Genomic DNA, 15,131 nt, shown 5'->3' with positions numbered 1-15,131 from the left:
AAAAAGCTAGCGTGAGCTAGCTTTTCATCATTAAAATACTTTAGACCATAAGTTTGAGAAGAAATCTCCAATAGAGCGCATTGTTAGCACAAACCAATTTGCTTTTTCAACTTCCTCTGTTGTTTTTGCAGTAACTTTCATACTTTTACTACCGTCTAAGAAACCATATTTATCAGTTGATGCTAAAGTAATTGAGCCTACTTTAGCATCTTTCTTAACAGGAGCAACTAAATGTCCATCTTCAGCAAGAGATTTATCTAATTCAGTCCCAATTTTATAAGGATCTTTGCTACCTTTTTTCGCAATTACTGTTATTTCTTTTTCAGGTGCAACCGTTACTTGATCTTCTTTCCCTTTTACTACAGAGATTTTGTTATTTTTATCAACCTTGAGCTTTTGTTTTTCGAAGTTATTAAATCCATATTCGATTAATTCACGAGATTCTGTGAAGCGCTCGTCCATTGATTTCGTTTTAATAATAACCGAGATAAGACGTAAATCACCGCGTTTCGCAGTAATAGTAAATCCATATCCAGCTGTATCAGAACTTCCTGTTTTTAAACCATCAGTACCTTCATAAGCGAAGGCAGCTCCTGGTAACATCCAGTTCCAGTTTTCCATACGAATTGGTTTTGGATGATTGTCTGGGAAGTTTCTAAATCTTTGTTTTGTATCCTCTAGCATTTCTGGATACTTTGTAATCATTACTTTTGAAAGTATACCCATATCGCGAGCTGACATAGAGTTTTCTGCATTTGGATCAGTACCCTCGGGATGTTTCCCTTTTAAGTCAGCGTTATTTAAACCAGTAGCGTTTACAAATTTATATTTCTTTAACCCTAGTTTTTTTGCATGTTCATTTGCAAGATTTAAGAAGTTTTTCTCACTTCCTGCAAGTAGCTCTGCTAAAGCAATACTAGACCCGTTTGCAGAAAAGATAACAATAGAATGATATAATTCTTTTACAGTATATTGACGTCCTTTCTCAAATGGTACGTTAGAGAATTCATTATTACGTGAGACTTCATAAGCGTAATCGGAAATATTTACTTTCGTATCCCAAGTAATTTTCCCTTCTTTAATTGCTTCTAAAACAGCGTAAACAACAATTAATTTTGACATACTAGCAATAGCTAGCAGTTCGTCTGGGTTTTGTTCATGCAGTATTTTCCCTGTATCTGCATCAAATAGAAGTGCAGCAGCAGCTTCTATTTGTATTTTTTCTTCCGCATGGGATGTTGTTACTCTTAAGGAAGAAATTGACAATATAAGCGCTAGTAAAATAGACAAGATTTTCTTCATATAAATTATCACCTTCGCATCGTTATTAGCATATAGCTCGTACCATTTTAGCATGAATTTGGATATAGAAAAGTTACAATTTTGTAAGGGATTTGTCGGTTTTTGTTCGAATTTGCGGGAAAAAGGAGTTTTTTGAGGAGAAATATAGAGGGAAATAAAAAAAGGAACGAATTTCGTCCCTTTTTCAATATTATATGTGTAAAAATTTCTCTACTTTTTCGTCTGGTAAGATGTTTCCAACGAAGAATGTTCCGAATTCACCATAACGAGCACTTACTTCATCAAATCGCATTTCATATATAAGTTTCTTAAATTGAAGAACATCGTCAGCGAATAATGTTACGCCCCACTCGAAATCATCGAATCCAACAGATCCTGAAATAACTTGGCGTACTTTCCCTGCGTATTGGCGACCAATCTTGCTGTGACTGTACATCATTTTTTTACGCTCTTCCATAGGAAGCATGTACCAGTTGTCATCACCTTGGCGACGCTTATCCATTGGATAGAAGCAAATATGATTTGCTTTCGGTAATTCAGGATATAAGCGAGCTAAAATTTGTGGATTTTGATATGGATCCTCATCAGCTGGAAGGTAGTTGCTTAGTTCAACAACAGATACGTAAGAATATGCAGGAACCATATATTCAGCTAATGTTGTTTTATTCAATTCTGTCTCAATTTCATTTAACTCTTCCATTGTTGGACGTAAAATCATAAGCATAATATCAGCTTTTTGACCAACAACTGTATACATTGCGTGACTACCTTTTTTCGCAGTAGCTACTTCGTTCCATTTTTCAACGACATTTAAAAATTCAGACACTGCTTGTCCGCGTTCGTCGCTAGATAATGTTTTCCATGCAGCCCAATCAATAGAACGTAAATCATGTAAACAATACCAGCCATCTAACGTTGTTGTTGCTTCACTCATTCTATTCACCTCAGTTAATGATAGTTTTACACGTTAACTATAGCATATATAGTTTTAAAATCATCTATATAAAACCTTGGCGCATAAAATTGTCACATTTAAGTGTTTAAGCGAGGTGAATTTAACGGCTGAATTTTATGAAAATATAATCATTTTTATTTTATCTATTTTTTGGGAGCTATAAGTTTAAAATATAGAAGAAAAGCAGTATTCTTAAAGATAGAGTTTTTTAACATATGTAGGAGGGTTTATTCGTGAGCAACTTATTTACAACAGTAAAAGAAAAAGTTCAAGGAAAAGGCATTTCTATCGTACTTCCTGAAGGAACTGATGAAAGAATTTTAGGCGCTGCAGAGCGTTTAGCAAAAGAAGAGTTAGTAAAACCAATCTTAGTTGGTAATAAGGAAGAAATTAGCGCAAAAGCTGCTAGCATGAATTTAACATTAGCAGGTGTTGATATTTACGACCCAGCTACATACGAAGAAATGGATGCAATGGTAGCATCTTTCGTTGAACGCCGTAAAGGTAAAGCAACTGAAGAAGACGCTCGCAAAATCCTTAAAGACGAAAACTACTTCGGTACAATGCTTGTATACATGGGCAAAGCACACGGTTTAGTAAGTGGTGCAGCTCACTCTACAGCTGATACAGTTCGTCCGGCACTTCAAATTATTAAAACAAAACCAGGCGTTACAAAAACTTCTGGCGTATTCATCATGGTACGTGAAGAAGAGAAATATGTATTCGCTGATTGCGCAATTAACATTGCACCAAACAGCCAAGATTTAGCTGAAATCGGTATCGAAAGTGCGAAAACTGCTGAGTTATTCGGCATTGATCCACGTGTTGCTATGTTAAGCTTCTCTACAAAAGGTTCTGCGAAATCTCCAGAAACAGAAAAAGTTGTAGAAGCAACTCGCATTGCAAAAGAAATGGCTCCTGAGTTAACTTTAGATGGAGAATTCCAATTCGATGCTGCATTCGTACCATCTGTAGCTGAGAAAAAAGCTCCAGGTTCTACAATTAAAGGTGATGCTAACGTATTCGTATTCCCAAGCTTAGAAGCTGGTAATATCGGCTACAAAATCGCTCAACGTTTAGGTAACTTCGAAGCAGTAGGACCAATCTTACAAGGTTTAAACATGCCTGTAAATGACCTATCTCGTGGATGTAACGAAGAAGAAGTGTACAAGTTAGCTTTAATTACAGCAGCTCAAGCACTTTAATTCTAAAATGAATTAGTATGGAAAATGACCACCCTAAGGGTGGTCATTTTTATTTTTCTAAGCCAAGTGCTTTATTATTACGATCAATAATACGTTGTAAATTCGTCTCATATAAAGGAATCTCATCTATTGTTAATTGAGATGGTGTTAACTTTGGAGCGAATTGCTGCAATGTTTTTAAAAGACGCATCATTAAATCTTGTACTGTAATGGTTTCGCCAAGTAATTCTGAGAGTGAGGCCATCGTACTTGGTACAATTTCAGGGTACGTAAAGCGTGTTTCTTTTCCTTGAATTGCTAGGTTGTAGAAATCACGAACGAGTGCGGCACGCTCAGAGCCACTTCCGGTAGCACAGAGATAAATTTGGACAGCGACACCGCCGCGAATACGACGTTGTGAAATACCAGCGAATTTTTGATCGCGAATACTTAAGTCATAACTACCAGGACAGTAAGAGCCAACAATTTCTTTTGCCTCGATAGTAACGTTGTAATCCTTTAACATCTCCTTAATTAAATGCCACATCGTATCGTATCCAAGATCAATATCGATACCTTTTTCTGTTTCTTGGAATAAAAGTGATACGTTTAAAACACCTTCATCAAGCACGACTGCAAGCCCGCCAGAATTACGAACAATAACATTGAAGTTGTGTTGTTTTAAAAAAGAAATACCTTCTTCTAAATGCGGAAGGCGTGAATCTTGAATGCCAAGGACAATTGTATTGTGATGAGCCCAAGAACGCATTGTTGCGGCTGACTTGCCATTTCCAATGCTTGTGCATAATGTGTCATCCATTGCGAATGACTGAAGTGCATGGAATGTTGGTCCCAAACTAGACTGATCTACAATGCGCCACTCTGGCTGAGATAAAATGGAACGGGAATTGCTCATATAACTAACCCCTTATCTTTAAAATGACAATCTCTATTATAGCAAAAAATGAAGAATGGAGTTTTCTCACATATAAAGGGGGAGCTTAAAGGTGAAATAATAAAAAGGATGCATTACATGCATCCTTTTTATTCTGCAATTTTTTCTAAATTACCGTTTCGGTCCATTCGGAAAGATGTTTGAGAACGTTCTTCGTCATCCATGACTGCCAATTTACGAGCTCGGTTCATAATGTTCATAAGTGTTTCGTAATCTTCTTGTACAGTATGAGATTGCTTTTCTAACTTTTCTAGTTTCTTTTCTAGTTCCTCATTCCGAAGGATTTGTGCTTTAACTTCTTGTTTCAATCTCGTATTCTCGTTTTCAAGAGCTGTCACTTTTATATTTGAAGATCCGACTGTTTGTAAAAAATAAATAACATCTTGCATTGTCATAGAGCTTCTTGCAGCAGGAGCAGTAGATTCTTGATATGGAATAGCTTCTTTATATTGTACGATTGATTCTTCTTGTATTAATTCTTCATAATCAGTTACCGAATCTGAAGCTGGTGGTGTATAAAGTAAACGTTTTTTCGCTTGTTCACCGCTTGCAGCACGCATTTTATCTTTACGATGTTTTTTTGCTAGTTGAAGAGCTTGTTCATAGCTATAGCGAACGACAGCATTCCAGCGGAAACCACAAGCAGCAGATGTACGATTTAACTGATCTCCTACTTCCTCAAATGCATTTAATTGCGTACTTCCTTCTCGAACATGACGAAGTACTGTTTCAGCAAGTAATAAATCATCCTCATCTGTCCAAGCATCTTGTCTTACTTTCATAGATTCAACTCCCTTTCTTTTTATGAACTTCCTATTTTTATAATGGGCAAAAAAATAAACTTTTATACAAAGCTTTTAAAAATATGGTAGATTTCGATGAAAGGTAAAAATTTTCCCATGAATGGTGAGCGCTTCTGTAGGAGAGCATATAAATATGTAGCATTATGTAGAGAATAGGCTTTGTAGGGAAACTTGCAACGAGCTTCAAAGAGCGGTAAAATACCATTTAGTGTTTATTTTTAAACGAACTTGAGAAAAGTTTAAAATAGAGGAAGTGTTATATAATGGGAAACGAATTTCGCGTGTGCGATGACTGTCAGGCAACGAACGTTAAAACGTTAGTTCCGAAGTTAAAAAAAGTAGATTCATGTGCAACGATTGAAGTTGGATGTCAGTCTTACTGTGGTCCTGGTCGTAAAAAATCATTCGCATTTGTAAATAACCGTCCAGTTGCGGCTCCAACAGAAGATGAGTTAATCGTAAAAATTGAAGCAAAGTTAAATAAGTAAGAAAAAGAAGAGTGAAAAGATTACTCTTCTTTTTTTATGCCCATAAGAGGAAAGATTTATTCTGCGAAAGTACTCTTGTGTGGACGAACGTTTTCTAAAGGATGGATATAACTTTTGTATTAAAGTTCCAATTTATATAAATTTATATTTCAAAATAATGGTTGACAGTCTTTTAAAGCGATAGGTAGAATAGAAGTGTCTGATTCTGAGAATCATTATCAGGAAAATAACAATTCACCTAATTTTTTTATTACTATTTGAGAATAAATTTCATTTTAATAAATATATGTTGTTGGTTAGGATGGTTGAGGGATGGAAGCGAGCGCAAGCAGTATAGAACAGCAAGAAGAGAATGTTAAAGAGATTAAGAGCAGACCGCTCATCGCTTCTATTATTTTAGTAGCGGGTACAGTTTTGTTAGCTTTAAGCATGGCAGTTTCTATTTCTTTTGGGGCTGCAGATATTAGTTTAAAGACTGTATGGCAAGCTGTATTTCAGTTTGATGGATCTATTACACATCATAACGTAATTCAAGAGCTTCGCATGCCTAGAGCAATAGGGGGCGTAGTTGCAGGTGCCTTTTTAGCGGTATCAGGAGCAATTATGCAAGGTATGACGAGAAATCCACTTGCTTCACCATCGTTAATGGGGATTACAGATGGGGCTGTATTTGGAATTGCAATTATGTATGCATTTTTCCCTAATTCACCTTATTTACTGTTTGTTATCGCATCTTTTATTGGAGCTGCGTTTGGTGCAAGCATTGTATATGGAATTGGGTCTTCTTCACCAGGTGGATTAACACCTGTGAAATTAGCTTTAGCAGGTGCAGCTATTAGTGCTTTATTAGGGGCAATTTCATCTGGAATCGCATTGTATTTCAATCTTGCCCAAGAGGTGAGCATGTGGAATGCAGGCGGAGTTGCTGGAGTGAAATGGCAAAGCATTAATATGTTAGTGCCAATTGGCCTTGTTTGCCTTTTTATCGCAATTATGATGTCGAGATATATTACAATTTTGAGCTTCGGTGAAGAAATTGCAATTGGACTTGGTCAAAATACGACATTAATTAAATTTATCGGAACAGTACTTGTTCTTGTTTTAACGGGTTCCGCAGTTTCCATGGCAGGATCAGTAGGGTTTGTTGGTCTTGTAATCCCGCATATGACTCGTTTCCTTGTAGGCTCGGACTATAGATGGGTTATTCCATGTTCTGCGGTCTTAGGCGGGCTGTTAATTGAATGTGCAGATATGTTATCTCGCGTTATTAACCCGCCATTTGAAACGCCAATTGGAGCAATTACAGCGCTAATTGGGGTTCCATTCTTCCTCTACTTAGCACGTAATGAAGGGAGAGGAAAGATGTGAGGACGAGTGTCTTAACAAAAAAGAACATTTCTATATTAACGATTTTAGTAGGACTAATCGTTTCTATATTTCTTATTAGTTTAAATACAGGAACTTTTAAAATACCCCCAATGGACGTATTAAAGTCATTGGTTGGACTAGGGGCTGAAGATCAGTCTGTTATTTTATTTGAATTCCGTATGCCGCGTATGGTAATTGCTATACTAGTCGGATCTGCTTTAGCTATGTCAGGTGCGATTTTGCAAGGTTTATCAAGAAATCCGCTTGCTGATCCAGGTATTATAGGGATTAATGCTGGAGCGGGATTAACAGTTGTTATATTCGTCTACTTCTTCTTCGGGAAAGTAGGGACTGGTACATTTTTATCTGTATTCATTCTTCCATTTTTCGCACTAGTTGGAGCGATATTAGCAGCGGTAATTATTTATTTACTAGCATGGAAAGACGGCGTTTCATCGACTCGATTAATACTTGTCGGTATTGCCGTTGCAGCTGGATTTGGAGCTGTTAGTTTAATTTTCTCTATGAAGATGACATCTAACGATTTTCGTTTTGCTACGATTTGGCTGGCGGGAAGTCTGTGGGGTACAGATTGGAAATTTGTATTAAGTGTACTTCCATGGATGGTTATTTTCTTACCTCTTGCTATAAGTAAAGCACACATATTAAATGTAATGAACCTAGGCGATTCTACAGCAGTTGGCCTTGGTGTAAACGTAGAAAAAGAAAGACGTAAATTATTATTTATTGCAGTTTGTTTAGCAGGTGCATCTGTTGCTGTTGCCGGCGGAATTGGCTTTATCGGTTTAATGGCCCCGCATTTAGCAAGGCGCCTTGTTGGTGGTAAGCATCAAATTATGTTGCCCACAGCTGCGCTAATAGGAACGTTTTTACTTTTATTCGCAGACGTAATTTCAAGAAGTGTACTAACAACTTCAGAAATACCAGTCGGTCTTGTTATTTCTGTAATTGGTGCACCGTATTTCATTTATTTACTTATGAGGACAAAATAAAGGGAGGCTTTTCGTATGGCAACTTTAGCGGTAGATGCGGTATCTGTTGGCTATAATGAAGGTTTAATTATTGATGGATTAACAGTTGAAATTCCGGAAGGGAAAATTACAACAATTATTGGACCAAATGGTTGTGGGAAGTCCACATTATTAAAAACGGCGTCTCGTATTTTGAAGGCAAAGCAAGGTACTGTTTATCTTGACGGAAAAGCAATTGAGAAACAGCCAACGAAAGAAATTGCAAAGAAAATGGCGATTTTACCACAAACTGCAGAAGTACCAACGGGTCTTACTGTATTTGAGCTTGTGTCATACGGAAGATTCCCTCATCAAAAAGGGTTTGGCACGTTGAAAGAAGAGGATTATCGCTACATTAACTGGGCACTTGAAGTGACAGGAATGAAAGAATTTGCGAATCGTCCAGCAGAAGCACTATCAGGTGGTCAACGTCAACGTGTGTGGATCGCAATGGCTCTTGCGCAAGGAACAGAATTACTTGTATTAGATGAACCAACAACGTACTTAGACATGGCTCATCAATTAGAAGTATTAAACTTATTGAAAAAATTAAACGAAGAAGAAGGTAGAACGATCGTTATGGTTATCCATGACTTAAACCACGCTTCGCGTTTCTCAGATCATATGATTGCATTAAAAGCAGGTAAGTTAATGAAACAAGGAACACCAGATGAAGTTATGACAAGTGAAACACTTCGTAACGTATTTGAGATTGAAGCTCAAATCGTTCCATGTCCAGTAAACTGTAAGCCAATTTGCTTAACATATGATTTAGCGATGATTAGTAATCAATTGCGTAAAAAAGCTTAAGTAGAACCCCCCTCGTGAAGAGGGGGGACTTCTAATGGACGTTGAGCTTCTTATATAAGAATGGGAAGTTGAACGCCCGTTAGAATGGGGTATTAACAACAATTAATAAAAATATATTGATTAATTGTTATCTTCGTTTCTTATAGTTCATTGCAACTTATAAGATAAATACAGCTAGAAGGAGTGGGAACATGAAGAATTTTAAAATGGCACTATTAGCAATGGTATTAGTTGTGACTTCTGTACTATTTGCTGCTTGTTCTAACAAAGAAGAAGAAAAGAAAGCAGATGCAAAGACTGAAGAGCGCACTGTAAAACATGCAAAAGGGGAAATTAAAATTCCTGCAAACCCAAAGAAAATTGCTGACCTTAGTGGTTCAACAGAAGAATTATTAATTTTCGGTATGAAACCGGTTATTACTGCTAATACATCTCAAGAAAAAATTGATGCACATATTGAAAAGAAACTAAAAGACGTTAAACCAGTTGGTTCTGCTTGGGGCGATAAAATTAACATCGAAGCAGTAGCTGCTGCAAAACCAGATTTAATTCTTGTAAATAATCGTCAAGAAAAGATTTATGATCAATTATCTAAAATTGCACCAACAGTTATGTTAAACACTCCATTAGATCAATGGCGTCCAAAATTCGAAGAAGTAGGTCAAATCTTCGGTAAAGAAAAAGAAACAAAAGAATGGTTCAAAAAGTATGATGAAAAAGCAAGCAAATTACATGACAAAATCGTCGCTAAAACTGGTGAAGCAACATTTATGAAAATGGCTGCGTATCCAAATGCTTTCCGCGTATACGGTGACTACGGTTACGGTAGCGTAATCTTTAATGATTTAAAACTACCAGCAGTTAAAGGTACACCAACTGATAAACCACTAGTACAAGTACAAAAAGAAGCTTTAATCGATTACAACCCAGATTACTTATTCGTATTTACAACTGGTGACGGTTCTCAGCGCTTAAAAGAATTCCAAGAAGAATCAATTTGGAAAAACATGAACGCTGTTAAAAACAACCACGTATTCACAATTAAAAATGAAGACTTAAACAAAGGTTACTTCCCATTAGGGAAAGATATGATCTTAGACGAAGTTGCTGAATTCGTTTTAGGTAAATAATGTATAAAGGAAATCACTTTTACTTCGGTAAAGGTGATTTTTTCTTTTTATAAAGGTAATTAATACAGTCTTTCATTTCTTTCTGTTTCTCATTTCGTTTATAATATAAAGTAAGAATGTAGTAAAGAAAGGGGGATGTCGGAAAGTGGTATATTTAAACGACAAACTCAGCGAAACAAAAGTGTTTAAAGACCCAGTACATAAATATGTGCACGTGCGTGATCGTGTTATTTGGGATTTAATCGGAACGAAAGAATTTCAACGCTTGCGCCGTATTAAGCAGCTTGGAACGACATTTTTTACATTTCACGGTGCAGAGCATAGTCGCTTTACTCATTCGTTAGGTGTATACGAAATTATTCGTCGTATGATTGATGATGTGTTTGATGGCAGACCAAATTGGAATGCTGAAGATAGATTGTTATGTTTATGTGCGGCATTACTTCATGATGTCGGTCACGGCCCATTTTCTCACTCGTTTGAAAAAGTATTTTCATTAGATCATGAGAAATTTACGCAAAAGATTATTGTTGGCAATACGGAGATTAATGATGTATTAAGTCGTGTTGATAAGGAGTTTCCACAAAAGGTAGCAGATGTAATTGCAAAAACGTCTACTAATAAATTAGCAATTAGTATGATTTCGAGCCAAATTGATGCGGATCGTATGGATTATTTATTAAGAGATGCTTATTTTACAGGCGTAAAGTATGGAAACTTCGATATGGAACGTATACTGCGTGTAATGCGCCCGTATGGGGATCAAGTAGTCATTAAAAATAGTGGTATGCATGCTGTTGAGCATTACATTATGAGTCGTTATCAAATGTATTGGCAAGTATATTTCCATCCGGTAACGCGAAGTGCAGAAGTTATTTTAACGAAGATTTTACACCGTGCTAAATCATTGCACGAGAAGTATTATACATTTAAAAATCATCCTGTTCATTTCTATTCTTTATTTGAAGAAGAAGTAACAGTAGAGGATTATTTAAAGTTAGACGAGAACGTTATGTATTACTACTTCCAAGTATGGCAGGAAGAAGAAGATCCAATTTTAAGCGATCTATGCCGCCGTTTTATGAATCGAAATCTATTTAAATATGTAGAGTTTACAGATAAACACGGTTTAGATAATTGGATGGAATTAAGTAGTTTATTTAAAAAGATTGGACTTGATCCGGAGTATTATTTAGTAGTTGATTCAACATCAGACTTACCGTATGACTTTTATCGTGCAGGAGAAGAAGAAGAGCGTTTGCCAATCCTACTTCTTATGCCAAACGGAGAGCTTAGAGAGCTTTCACGTGAATCGGATATTGTTGAGGCGATTACAGGTAAGAAAAGAACGGACCAAAAGCTATTCTATCCACATGATTTAATCTATGAAGATGGAAGAAAAGGAAAATATAAAGAGAGAATTATTGAGTTGTTAGAAGGAAAGAAATAAGAAGCAGCTAGTGGCTGCTTCTTATGAAAAACTTGAAATTATTTGTCGCTTAAGCGTTTTCCGCCAACTGCATAATGATTCTTAGACATTTCTTCGATGAAAACAACGATGTTTTCTTCAGGAGCACCAGTTGTTTCGCTTACTGCTGCTGTTACTTTCTCAGCAAGAGCTTTCTTTTGTTCTTCTGTGCGTCCTTCTAGCATTTTCACTGTTACGTATGGCATGTACAATCGCTCCTTTTATGTAAGTTACACTCTTATTATAGCGGATTATGGGGAAGAACAATCGAAAAAACAAATAATTTCTTTTTTTGACATATGGAAGAGGAGATGAAGTATGGATCAGTTATTTAGATATCCATTGCACGAAATTCCGTTGGTAGCAATGGCGATTATTATTGCATTATCCGTTCATGAATTTGCACATGCATATGTTGCATATAAATTTGGGGACGATACAGCAAAGAGACAAGGGCGTTTAACGTTATCACCGATGGCTCATTTAGACCCTATCGGTTTGATTGCAGTATTAATTCTTGGATTCGGTTGGGCCAGACCGGTTCCTGTTAACCCATATAACTTTAAAAGACCGCGTCTTGCAGGCATATTAGTTTCAATTGCAGGGCCGATTAGTAACTTAATTTTAAGTGCAATTGGTTTAATTATTTTGTATAGCTTAGCAGTATTTGGAGTGTTAGATGCAGTTCCAGTTGCAGTAGCTGAAACATTAGGAAAGTTTTTTGAGCTCTTTATTATGTTAAATATTGTTTTACTTGTATTTAATTTATTACCGATCCCGCCACTTGATGGGTATCGTGTAGTGGAAGATTTAGCACCAGCAAATATTCGCGCGAAAATGACACAGTATGAAAAATATGGAGCGATTGCGTTATTAATTCTCGTTATTACACCGCTTAGTAATTACACAATTCAACCTATTTTCCAGGTAGTTATTCCGCATGTATTAATGTTTTTACAAAGTATCATTGCGCCTATTTTTGGCCTTTTATAATTTTTAAGTGAGGAGGATTTTACATATGACAGAGAAAAAGAAAAAAATCGGTTTTAATATTGTGAAAAATGATTCAACAGATGGACATGGTGGATTTGGTGTTGGGGCATTAAGCCTAGAAAACATTTCACCTGTATTTGTTGATGTACTAGAGAAAACCGCATTCGTTGATATCGGTGCGATGCATGCGCGTAGTACAGTAGAAAAAGGTATTAAGTTTTTAACAAATAAAGATGAAGTTCCAAACGGAAAACCATTTTGGCTTGTTTGGGTAACGATTGAAAGAACTGCAACTGGTGCTTATTACGCAGGTGTAACAGCTTGTGAAATGACAGTAGACCGTGAAATTCGTCGCGGATATAAATCACTTCCAGAACACGTAAACAAAATGGATAAATCAATGAAGCGTCACATTATGGTTGACCATATGGATGAATCATCTAAAAAAGTACTTGGTACGTTCTTGAAAGAACATAATGAAGCGATTTGGAACGAATCTAGTGAAGAATTGCGCCTTGCATTATTAAGTGAATAAAAAATAGCTGACGGATGCCCGTCAGCTATTTTTTTTACCAAGGAAGATATTTTTTCCACCAACTTGTTTTTTTCTTTTCTTCAGTCGTTTTTTCAAATTCTTCTTTATCATCGACGTGATCCATACAATATTCAGTCGGTTCGGTACCTTTAGCGAAATACATTTTCACAGAAATAGGACAATTTTTTGTAGCAATTTTACCGTTCTCTGGGTTGATATTAACCGCTACGACGTCACCTGGTTGTTTAAATTCTTTTTTGGGCTGTCCATCTAAGCCTTTCTCCATCGTATCAGTCCATATTTTCTTCGCATATCCTTGTTCTGCTACGTTTGAAATAGATTTAGGTTGATCATATCCGACCCATACACCTGTTACGATTTGCGGAGTAAATCCGATCATCCAACTATCCGTTTCAGTAGAACCAGATTTTCCGGCATATGTTCTTGATAATTTTGATAACATCGATTGGCCAGTTACAGCAGCATAACTGCTTAGTTTCTTATTAAACATACCGGTCATCATTTCTTCCATTACAAACGCTTTGCTCTTGTCGAGAACTTGTTTACTCTCTAAATGAGCATCGTATAATATATTTCCTTCATGATCCATAATGCGGCGAATGAAAGTAGGTTTTACTTCTTTTCCACCGTTTGCGAACATGCTATAAGCGTTAACCATTTCAATTGGTTTTACGGGTGATGTGCCGAGAGCTAGAGAAGGCACATCTTTTAATGCACTTGTAATTCCAAATTGTTTTGCTGTTTTTGCGAGTGCGTCATCTCCTAAAAATAAATTCGTTTTTACAGCATATATGTTATCAGAGACTGCGAGAGCTTGTGCCATCGTTACAAAATCATCTGCATAATAATCTTTATAGTTTTTTGGTTTATACTTTGAAACGCCGTCACCTAAAGTAAATACAGTATATTCGCTTTTTAAGCGCGTAGCAGGCGTGAATCCTCGTTCTAATGCTGCATAATATAGAAATGGCTTAAATGTAGAACCAGGCTGACGAACGGCTTGTGTAGCCCTGTTAAATTGACTCGTAGTATAATCAGTTCCGCCAACAAGAGCAGCCACTTCACCTGTCGTTGGATTCATAGAGACGAGAGCAGTTTGTATGTTTGTTGTGTCAGGTATATGATCTTTTACAGCTTGCTCTGCTACAGCTTGTAGTTTAGGGTCTAGCGTTGTATAAATTCGCAAGCCACCCCGTTGTAAAGCTTGTTCGTCTAATCCAACATCACGAAGAAGCGAAGCTTGTACAGCATCTTGGAAATATGGTGCGACCTCTGCTACTTTTTTCGTATCTAATGAGGCAAAAGTTAGTGGCTCTTTCTTCGCTAAGGCTGCTTGTTGGTTCGTAATATATCCTTGTTCGACCATTTCATCTAATATGAGAGCTTGTCGTCCTTTAGCACGATCCTCTTTCAAAAAGGGAGAATAGACACTTGGCCCTTTCGGGATACCTGCGAGCATACTAGCTTCTGCTAATGTTAAATCTTTTGCTGTTTTATCGAAATATAGACGGGACGCAGCTTCGATTCCATAAGCGCCATGTCCGTAATAAATTGTATTTAAATATCCTTCTAAAATATGATTTTTATTATAGTTTACTTCAAGGCGGACAGTGTACATTGCCTCTAATAATTTCCGTTTCCACGTTTTATCATGATCTAAATACAGATTACGCGCGTATTGTTGTGTAATTGTACTAGCTCCTTGTACCTTTGCCATCGCTTTTAAATCAGCAACAATTGCACCCGCAATCCGTTTCACATCGAAGCCGTGATGTTTGTAGAATCGTTGGTCTTCGATAGATAGTGTCGCCTCTTTTACATAAGGAGAAATTTCATTGAGAGATACATTGTAACGTTTTTGAATTTCATTACTTTGTCCAATAACAGTATCATCGTTTGCGTAAAAGACGCTTGTTTGCGGGACCGCAACAGGAGGAGGTCCCATAATTTTTGCGACTATAATAATAACAAAAAAAGAAAAAACGAAGAAAAGGACGCAAGAAAACATTGCGGTGAAGAAAAGACGTTTATATTTTTTAAGTTTTGGATTCATAGTCTGATCCATCTTTTTTCAGCCCCTCATTAATA

At 36.7% G+C, this 15,131-nt stretch carries 15 protein-coding genes; 9 read left to right on the top strand and 6 right to left on the bottom strand.

Annotated elements, in window-relative coordinates:
- Nucleotides 1-30: 30 nt before the first annotated feature.
- Nucleotides 31-1,302: a serine hydrolase gene (locus OXT04_RS27445; RefSeq protein ID WP_267418700.1), complete on the bottom strand. Its 1,272-nt coding sequence runs from the start codon at nucleotides 1,300-1,302 to the stop codon at nucleotides 31-33.
- A gap of 190 nt (nucleotides 1,303-1,492) precedes the next feature.
- Nucleotides 1,493-2,236, bottom strand: a complete 744-nt coding sequence (gene hemQ / locus OXT04_RS27440) for a hydrogen peroxide-dependent heme synthase (RefSeq protein ID WP_001287595.1) — start codon at nucleotides 2,234-2,236, stop codon at nucleotides 1,493-1,495.
- Between the two features lie 254 nt (nucleotides 2,237-2,490).
- On the opposite strand from hemQ, the gene pta reads away from it, so the two are divergent.
- Nucleotides 2,491-3,462 carry a phosphate acetyltransferase gene (pta, locus tag OXT04_RS27435; protein WP_000067215.1) on the top strand — a complete coding sequence of 324 codons (972 nt, stop codon included), beginning with the start codon at nucleotides 2,491-2,493 and terminating at the stop codon, nucleotides 3,460-3,462.
- 49 nt (nucleotides 3,463-3,511) lie between these two features.
- On the opposite strand, the gene lipL is transcribed toward pta, so the two are convergent.
- Both lipL and OXT04_RS27425 read right to left on the bottom strand, forming a co-directional pair.
- Complete coding sequence (lipL, locus tag OXT04_RS27430; protein WP_267418699.1) at nucleotides 3,512-4,357, bottom strand: octanoyl-[GcvH]:protein N-octanoyltransferase; 846 nt, start codon at nucleotides 4,355-4,357, stop codon at nucleotides 3,512-3,514.
- Nucleotides 4,358-4,485: 128 nt separating this feature from the next.
- Nucleotides 4,486-5,178 (bottom strand): RsfA family transcriptional regulator, encoded by a 693-nt coding sequence (locus OXT04_RS27425; RefSeq protein WP_016079607.1) that lies wholly within the window; start codon nucleotides 5,176-5,178, stop codon nucleotides 4,486-4,488.
- 284 nt (nucleotides 5,179-5,462) lie between these two features.
- Between OXT04_RS27425 and OXT04_RS27420 the strand changes: the two genes are divergently transcribed.
- From OXT04_RS27420 to OXT04_RS27395, 6 genes are all read left to right on the top strand, one after another.
- Nucleotides 5,463-5,687 carry a YuzB family protein gene (locus OXT04_RS27420; protein WP_000526079.1) on the top strand — a complete coding sequence of 75 codons (225 nt, stop codon included), beginning with the start codon at nucleotides 5,463-5,465 and terminating at the stop codon, nucleotides 5,685-5,687.
- Nucleotides 5,688-5,999: 312 nt separating this feature from the next.
- A complete protein-coding gene (locus OXT04_RS27415) occupies nucleotides 6,000-7,055 on the top strand; it encodes a FecCD family ABC transporter permease (RefSeq protein ID WP_097821986.1) in 1,056 nt (351 codons plus the stop codon).
- Complete coding sequence (locus OXT04_RS27410; RefSeq protein ID WP_001260757.1) at nucleotides 7,052-8,068, top strand: FecCD family ABC transporter permease; 1,017 nt, start codon at nucleotides 7,052-7,054, stop codon at nucleotides 8,066-8,068. Before OXT04_RS27415 ends, OXT04_RS27410 begins: the two co-directional genes overlap by 4 nt.
- 15 nt (nucleotides 8,069-8,083) lie before the next feature.
- Nucleotides 8,084-8,896, top strand: a complete 813-nt coding sequence (locus OXT04_RS27405) for an ABC transporter ATP-binding protein (protein ID WP_000212068.1) — start codon at nucleotides 8,084-8,086, stop codon at nucleotides 8,894-8,896.
- 191 nt (nucleotides 8,897-9,087) lie between these two features.
- Nucleotides 9,088-10,026, top strand: a complete 939-nt coding sequence (locus OXT04_RS27400) for an ABC transporter substrate-binding protein (RefSeq protein WP_000787724.1) — start codon at nucleotides 9,088-9,090, stop codon at nucleotides 10,024-10,026.
- Nucleotides 10,027-10,171: 145 nt separating this feature from the next.
- Complete coding sequence (locus OXT04_RS27395; RefSeq protein WP_000262741.1) at nucleotides 10,172-11,476, top strand: HD domain-containing protein; 1,305 nt, start codon at nucleotides 10,172-10,174, stop codon at nucleotides 11,474-11,476.
- Between the two features lie 38 nt (nucleotides 11,477-11,514).
- On the opposite strand, the gene OXT04_RS27390 is transcribed toward OXT04_RS27395, so the two are convergent.
- The gene (locus OXT04_RS27390) at nucleotides 11,515-11,700 is read right to left on the bottom strand and encodes a 2-hydroxymuconate tautomerase (protein ID WP_001147171.1); all 186 of its coding nucleotides are present in this window, start codon (nucleotides 11,698-11,700) and stop codon (nucleotides 11,515-11,517) included.
- A gap of 112 nt (nucleotides 11,701-11,812) precedes the next feature.
- Between OXT04_RS27390 and OXT04_RS27385 the strand changes: the two genes are divergently transcribed.
- Nucleotides 11,813-12,487 (top strand): site-2 protease family protein, encoded by a 675-nt coding sequence (locus tag OXT04_RS27385; RefSeq protein WP_000372443.1) that lies wholly within the window; start codon nucleotides 11,813-11,815, stop codon nucleotides 12,485-12,487.
- A 25-nt stretch (nucleotides 12,488-12,512) separates the two neighbouring features.
- Nucleotides 12,513-13,022, top strand: a complete 510-nt coding sequence (locus OXT04_RS27380) for a YwhD family protein (RefSeq protein ID WP_000136682.1) — start codon at nucleotides 12,513-12,515, stop codon at nucleotides 13,020-13,022.
- 34 nt (nucleotides 13,023-13,056) lie between these two features.
- Here OXT04_RS27380 and OXT04_RS27375 read toward each other — a convergent pair whose 3' ends face one another.
- Nucleotides 13,057-15,108, bottom strand: coding sequence for a transglycosylase domain-containing protein (locus OXT04_RS27375; protein ID WP_267418698.1), 2,052 nt, complete (start codon nucleotides 15,106-15,108; stop codon nucleotides 13,057-13,059).
- Between the last annotated feature and the right edge of the window lie 23 nt (nucleotides 15,109-15,131).

Source organism: Bacillus sp. GC_Bacil_1 (assembly GCF_026540675.1).
GTDB lineage: Bacteria > Bacillota > Bacilli > Bacillales > Bacillaceae_G > Bacillus_A > Bacillus_A cereus.
The sequence above is the reverse complement of the archived record's forward strand: the minus strand, read 5'-3'. Positions and strand labels throughout refer to the sequence as shown.

Bases quoted from the DNA above. Each gene is read 5' to 3' on its own strand.
- OXT04_RS27445 (WP_267418700.1), bottom strand. From the start codon at position 1,302: ATGAAGAAAATCTTGTCTATTTTACTAGCGCTTATATTGTCAATTTCT.
- hemQ (WP_001287595.1), bottom strand. From the start codon at position 2,236: ATGAGTGAAGCAACAACAACGTTAGATGGCTGGTATTGTTTACATGAT.
- lipL (WP_267418699.1), bottom strand. From the start codon at position 4,357: ATGAGCAATTCCCGTTCCATTTTATCTCAGCCAGAGTGGCGCATTGTA.
- OXT04_RS27425 (WP_016079607.1), bottom strand. From the start codon at position 5,178: ATGAAAGTAAGACAAGATGCTTGGACAGATGAGGATGATTTATTACTT.
- OXT04_RS27420 (WP_000526079.1), top strand. From the start codon at position 5,463: ATGGGAAACGAATTTCGCGTGTGCGATGACTGTCAGGCAACGAACGTT.
- OXT04_RS27415 (WP_097821986.1), top strand. From the start codon at position 6,000: ATGGAAGCGAGCGCAAGCAGTATAGAACAGCAAGAAGAGAATGTTAAA.
- OXT04_RS27405 (WP_000212068.1), top strand. From the start codon at position 8,084: ATGGCAACTTTAGCGGTAGATGCGGTATCTGTTGGCTATAATGAAGGT.
- OXT04_RS27400 (WP_000787724.1), top strand. From the start codon at position 9,088: ATGAAGAATTTTAAAATGGCACTATTAGCAATGGTATTAGTTGTGACT.
- OXT04_RS27390 (WP_001147171.1), bottom strand. From the start codon at position 11,700: ATGCCATACGTAACAGTGAAAATGCTAGAAGGACGCACAGAAGAACAA.
- OXT04_RS27385 (WP_000372443.1), top strand. From the start codon at position 11,813: ATGGATCAGTTATTTAGATATCCATTGCACGAAATTCCGTTGGTAGCA.
- OXT04_RS27380 (WP_000136682.1), top strand. From the start codon at position 12,513: ATGACAGAGAAAAAGAAAAAAATCGGTTTTAATATTGTGAAAAATGAT.
- OXT04_RS27375 (WP_267418698.1), bottom strand. From the start codon at position 15,108: ATGGATCAGACTATGAATCCAAAACTTAAAAAATATAAACGTCTTTTC.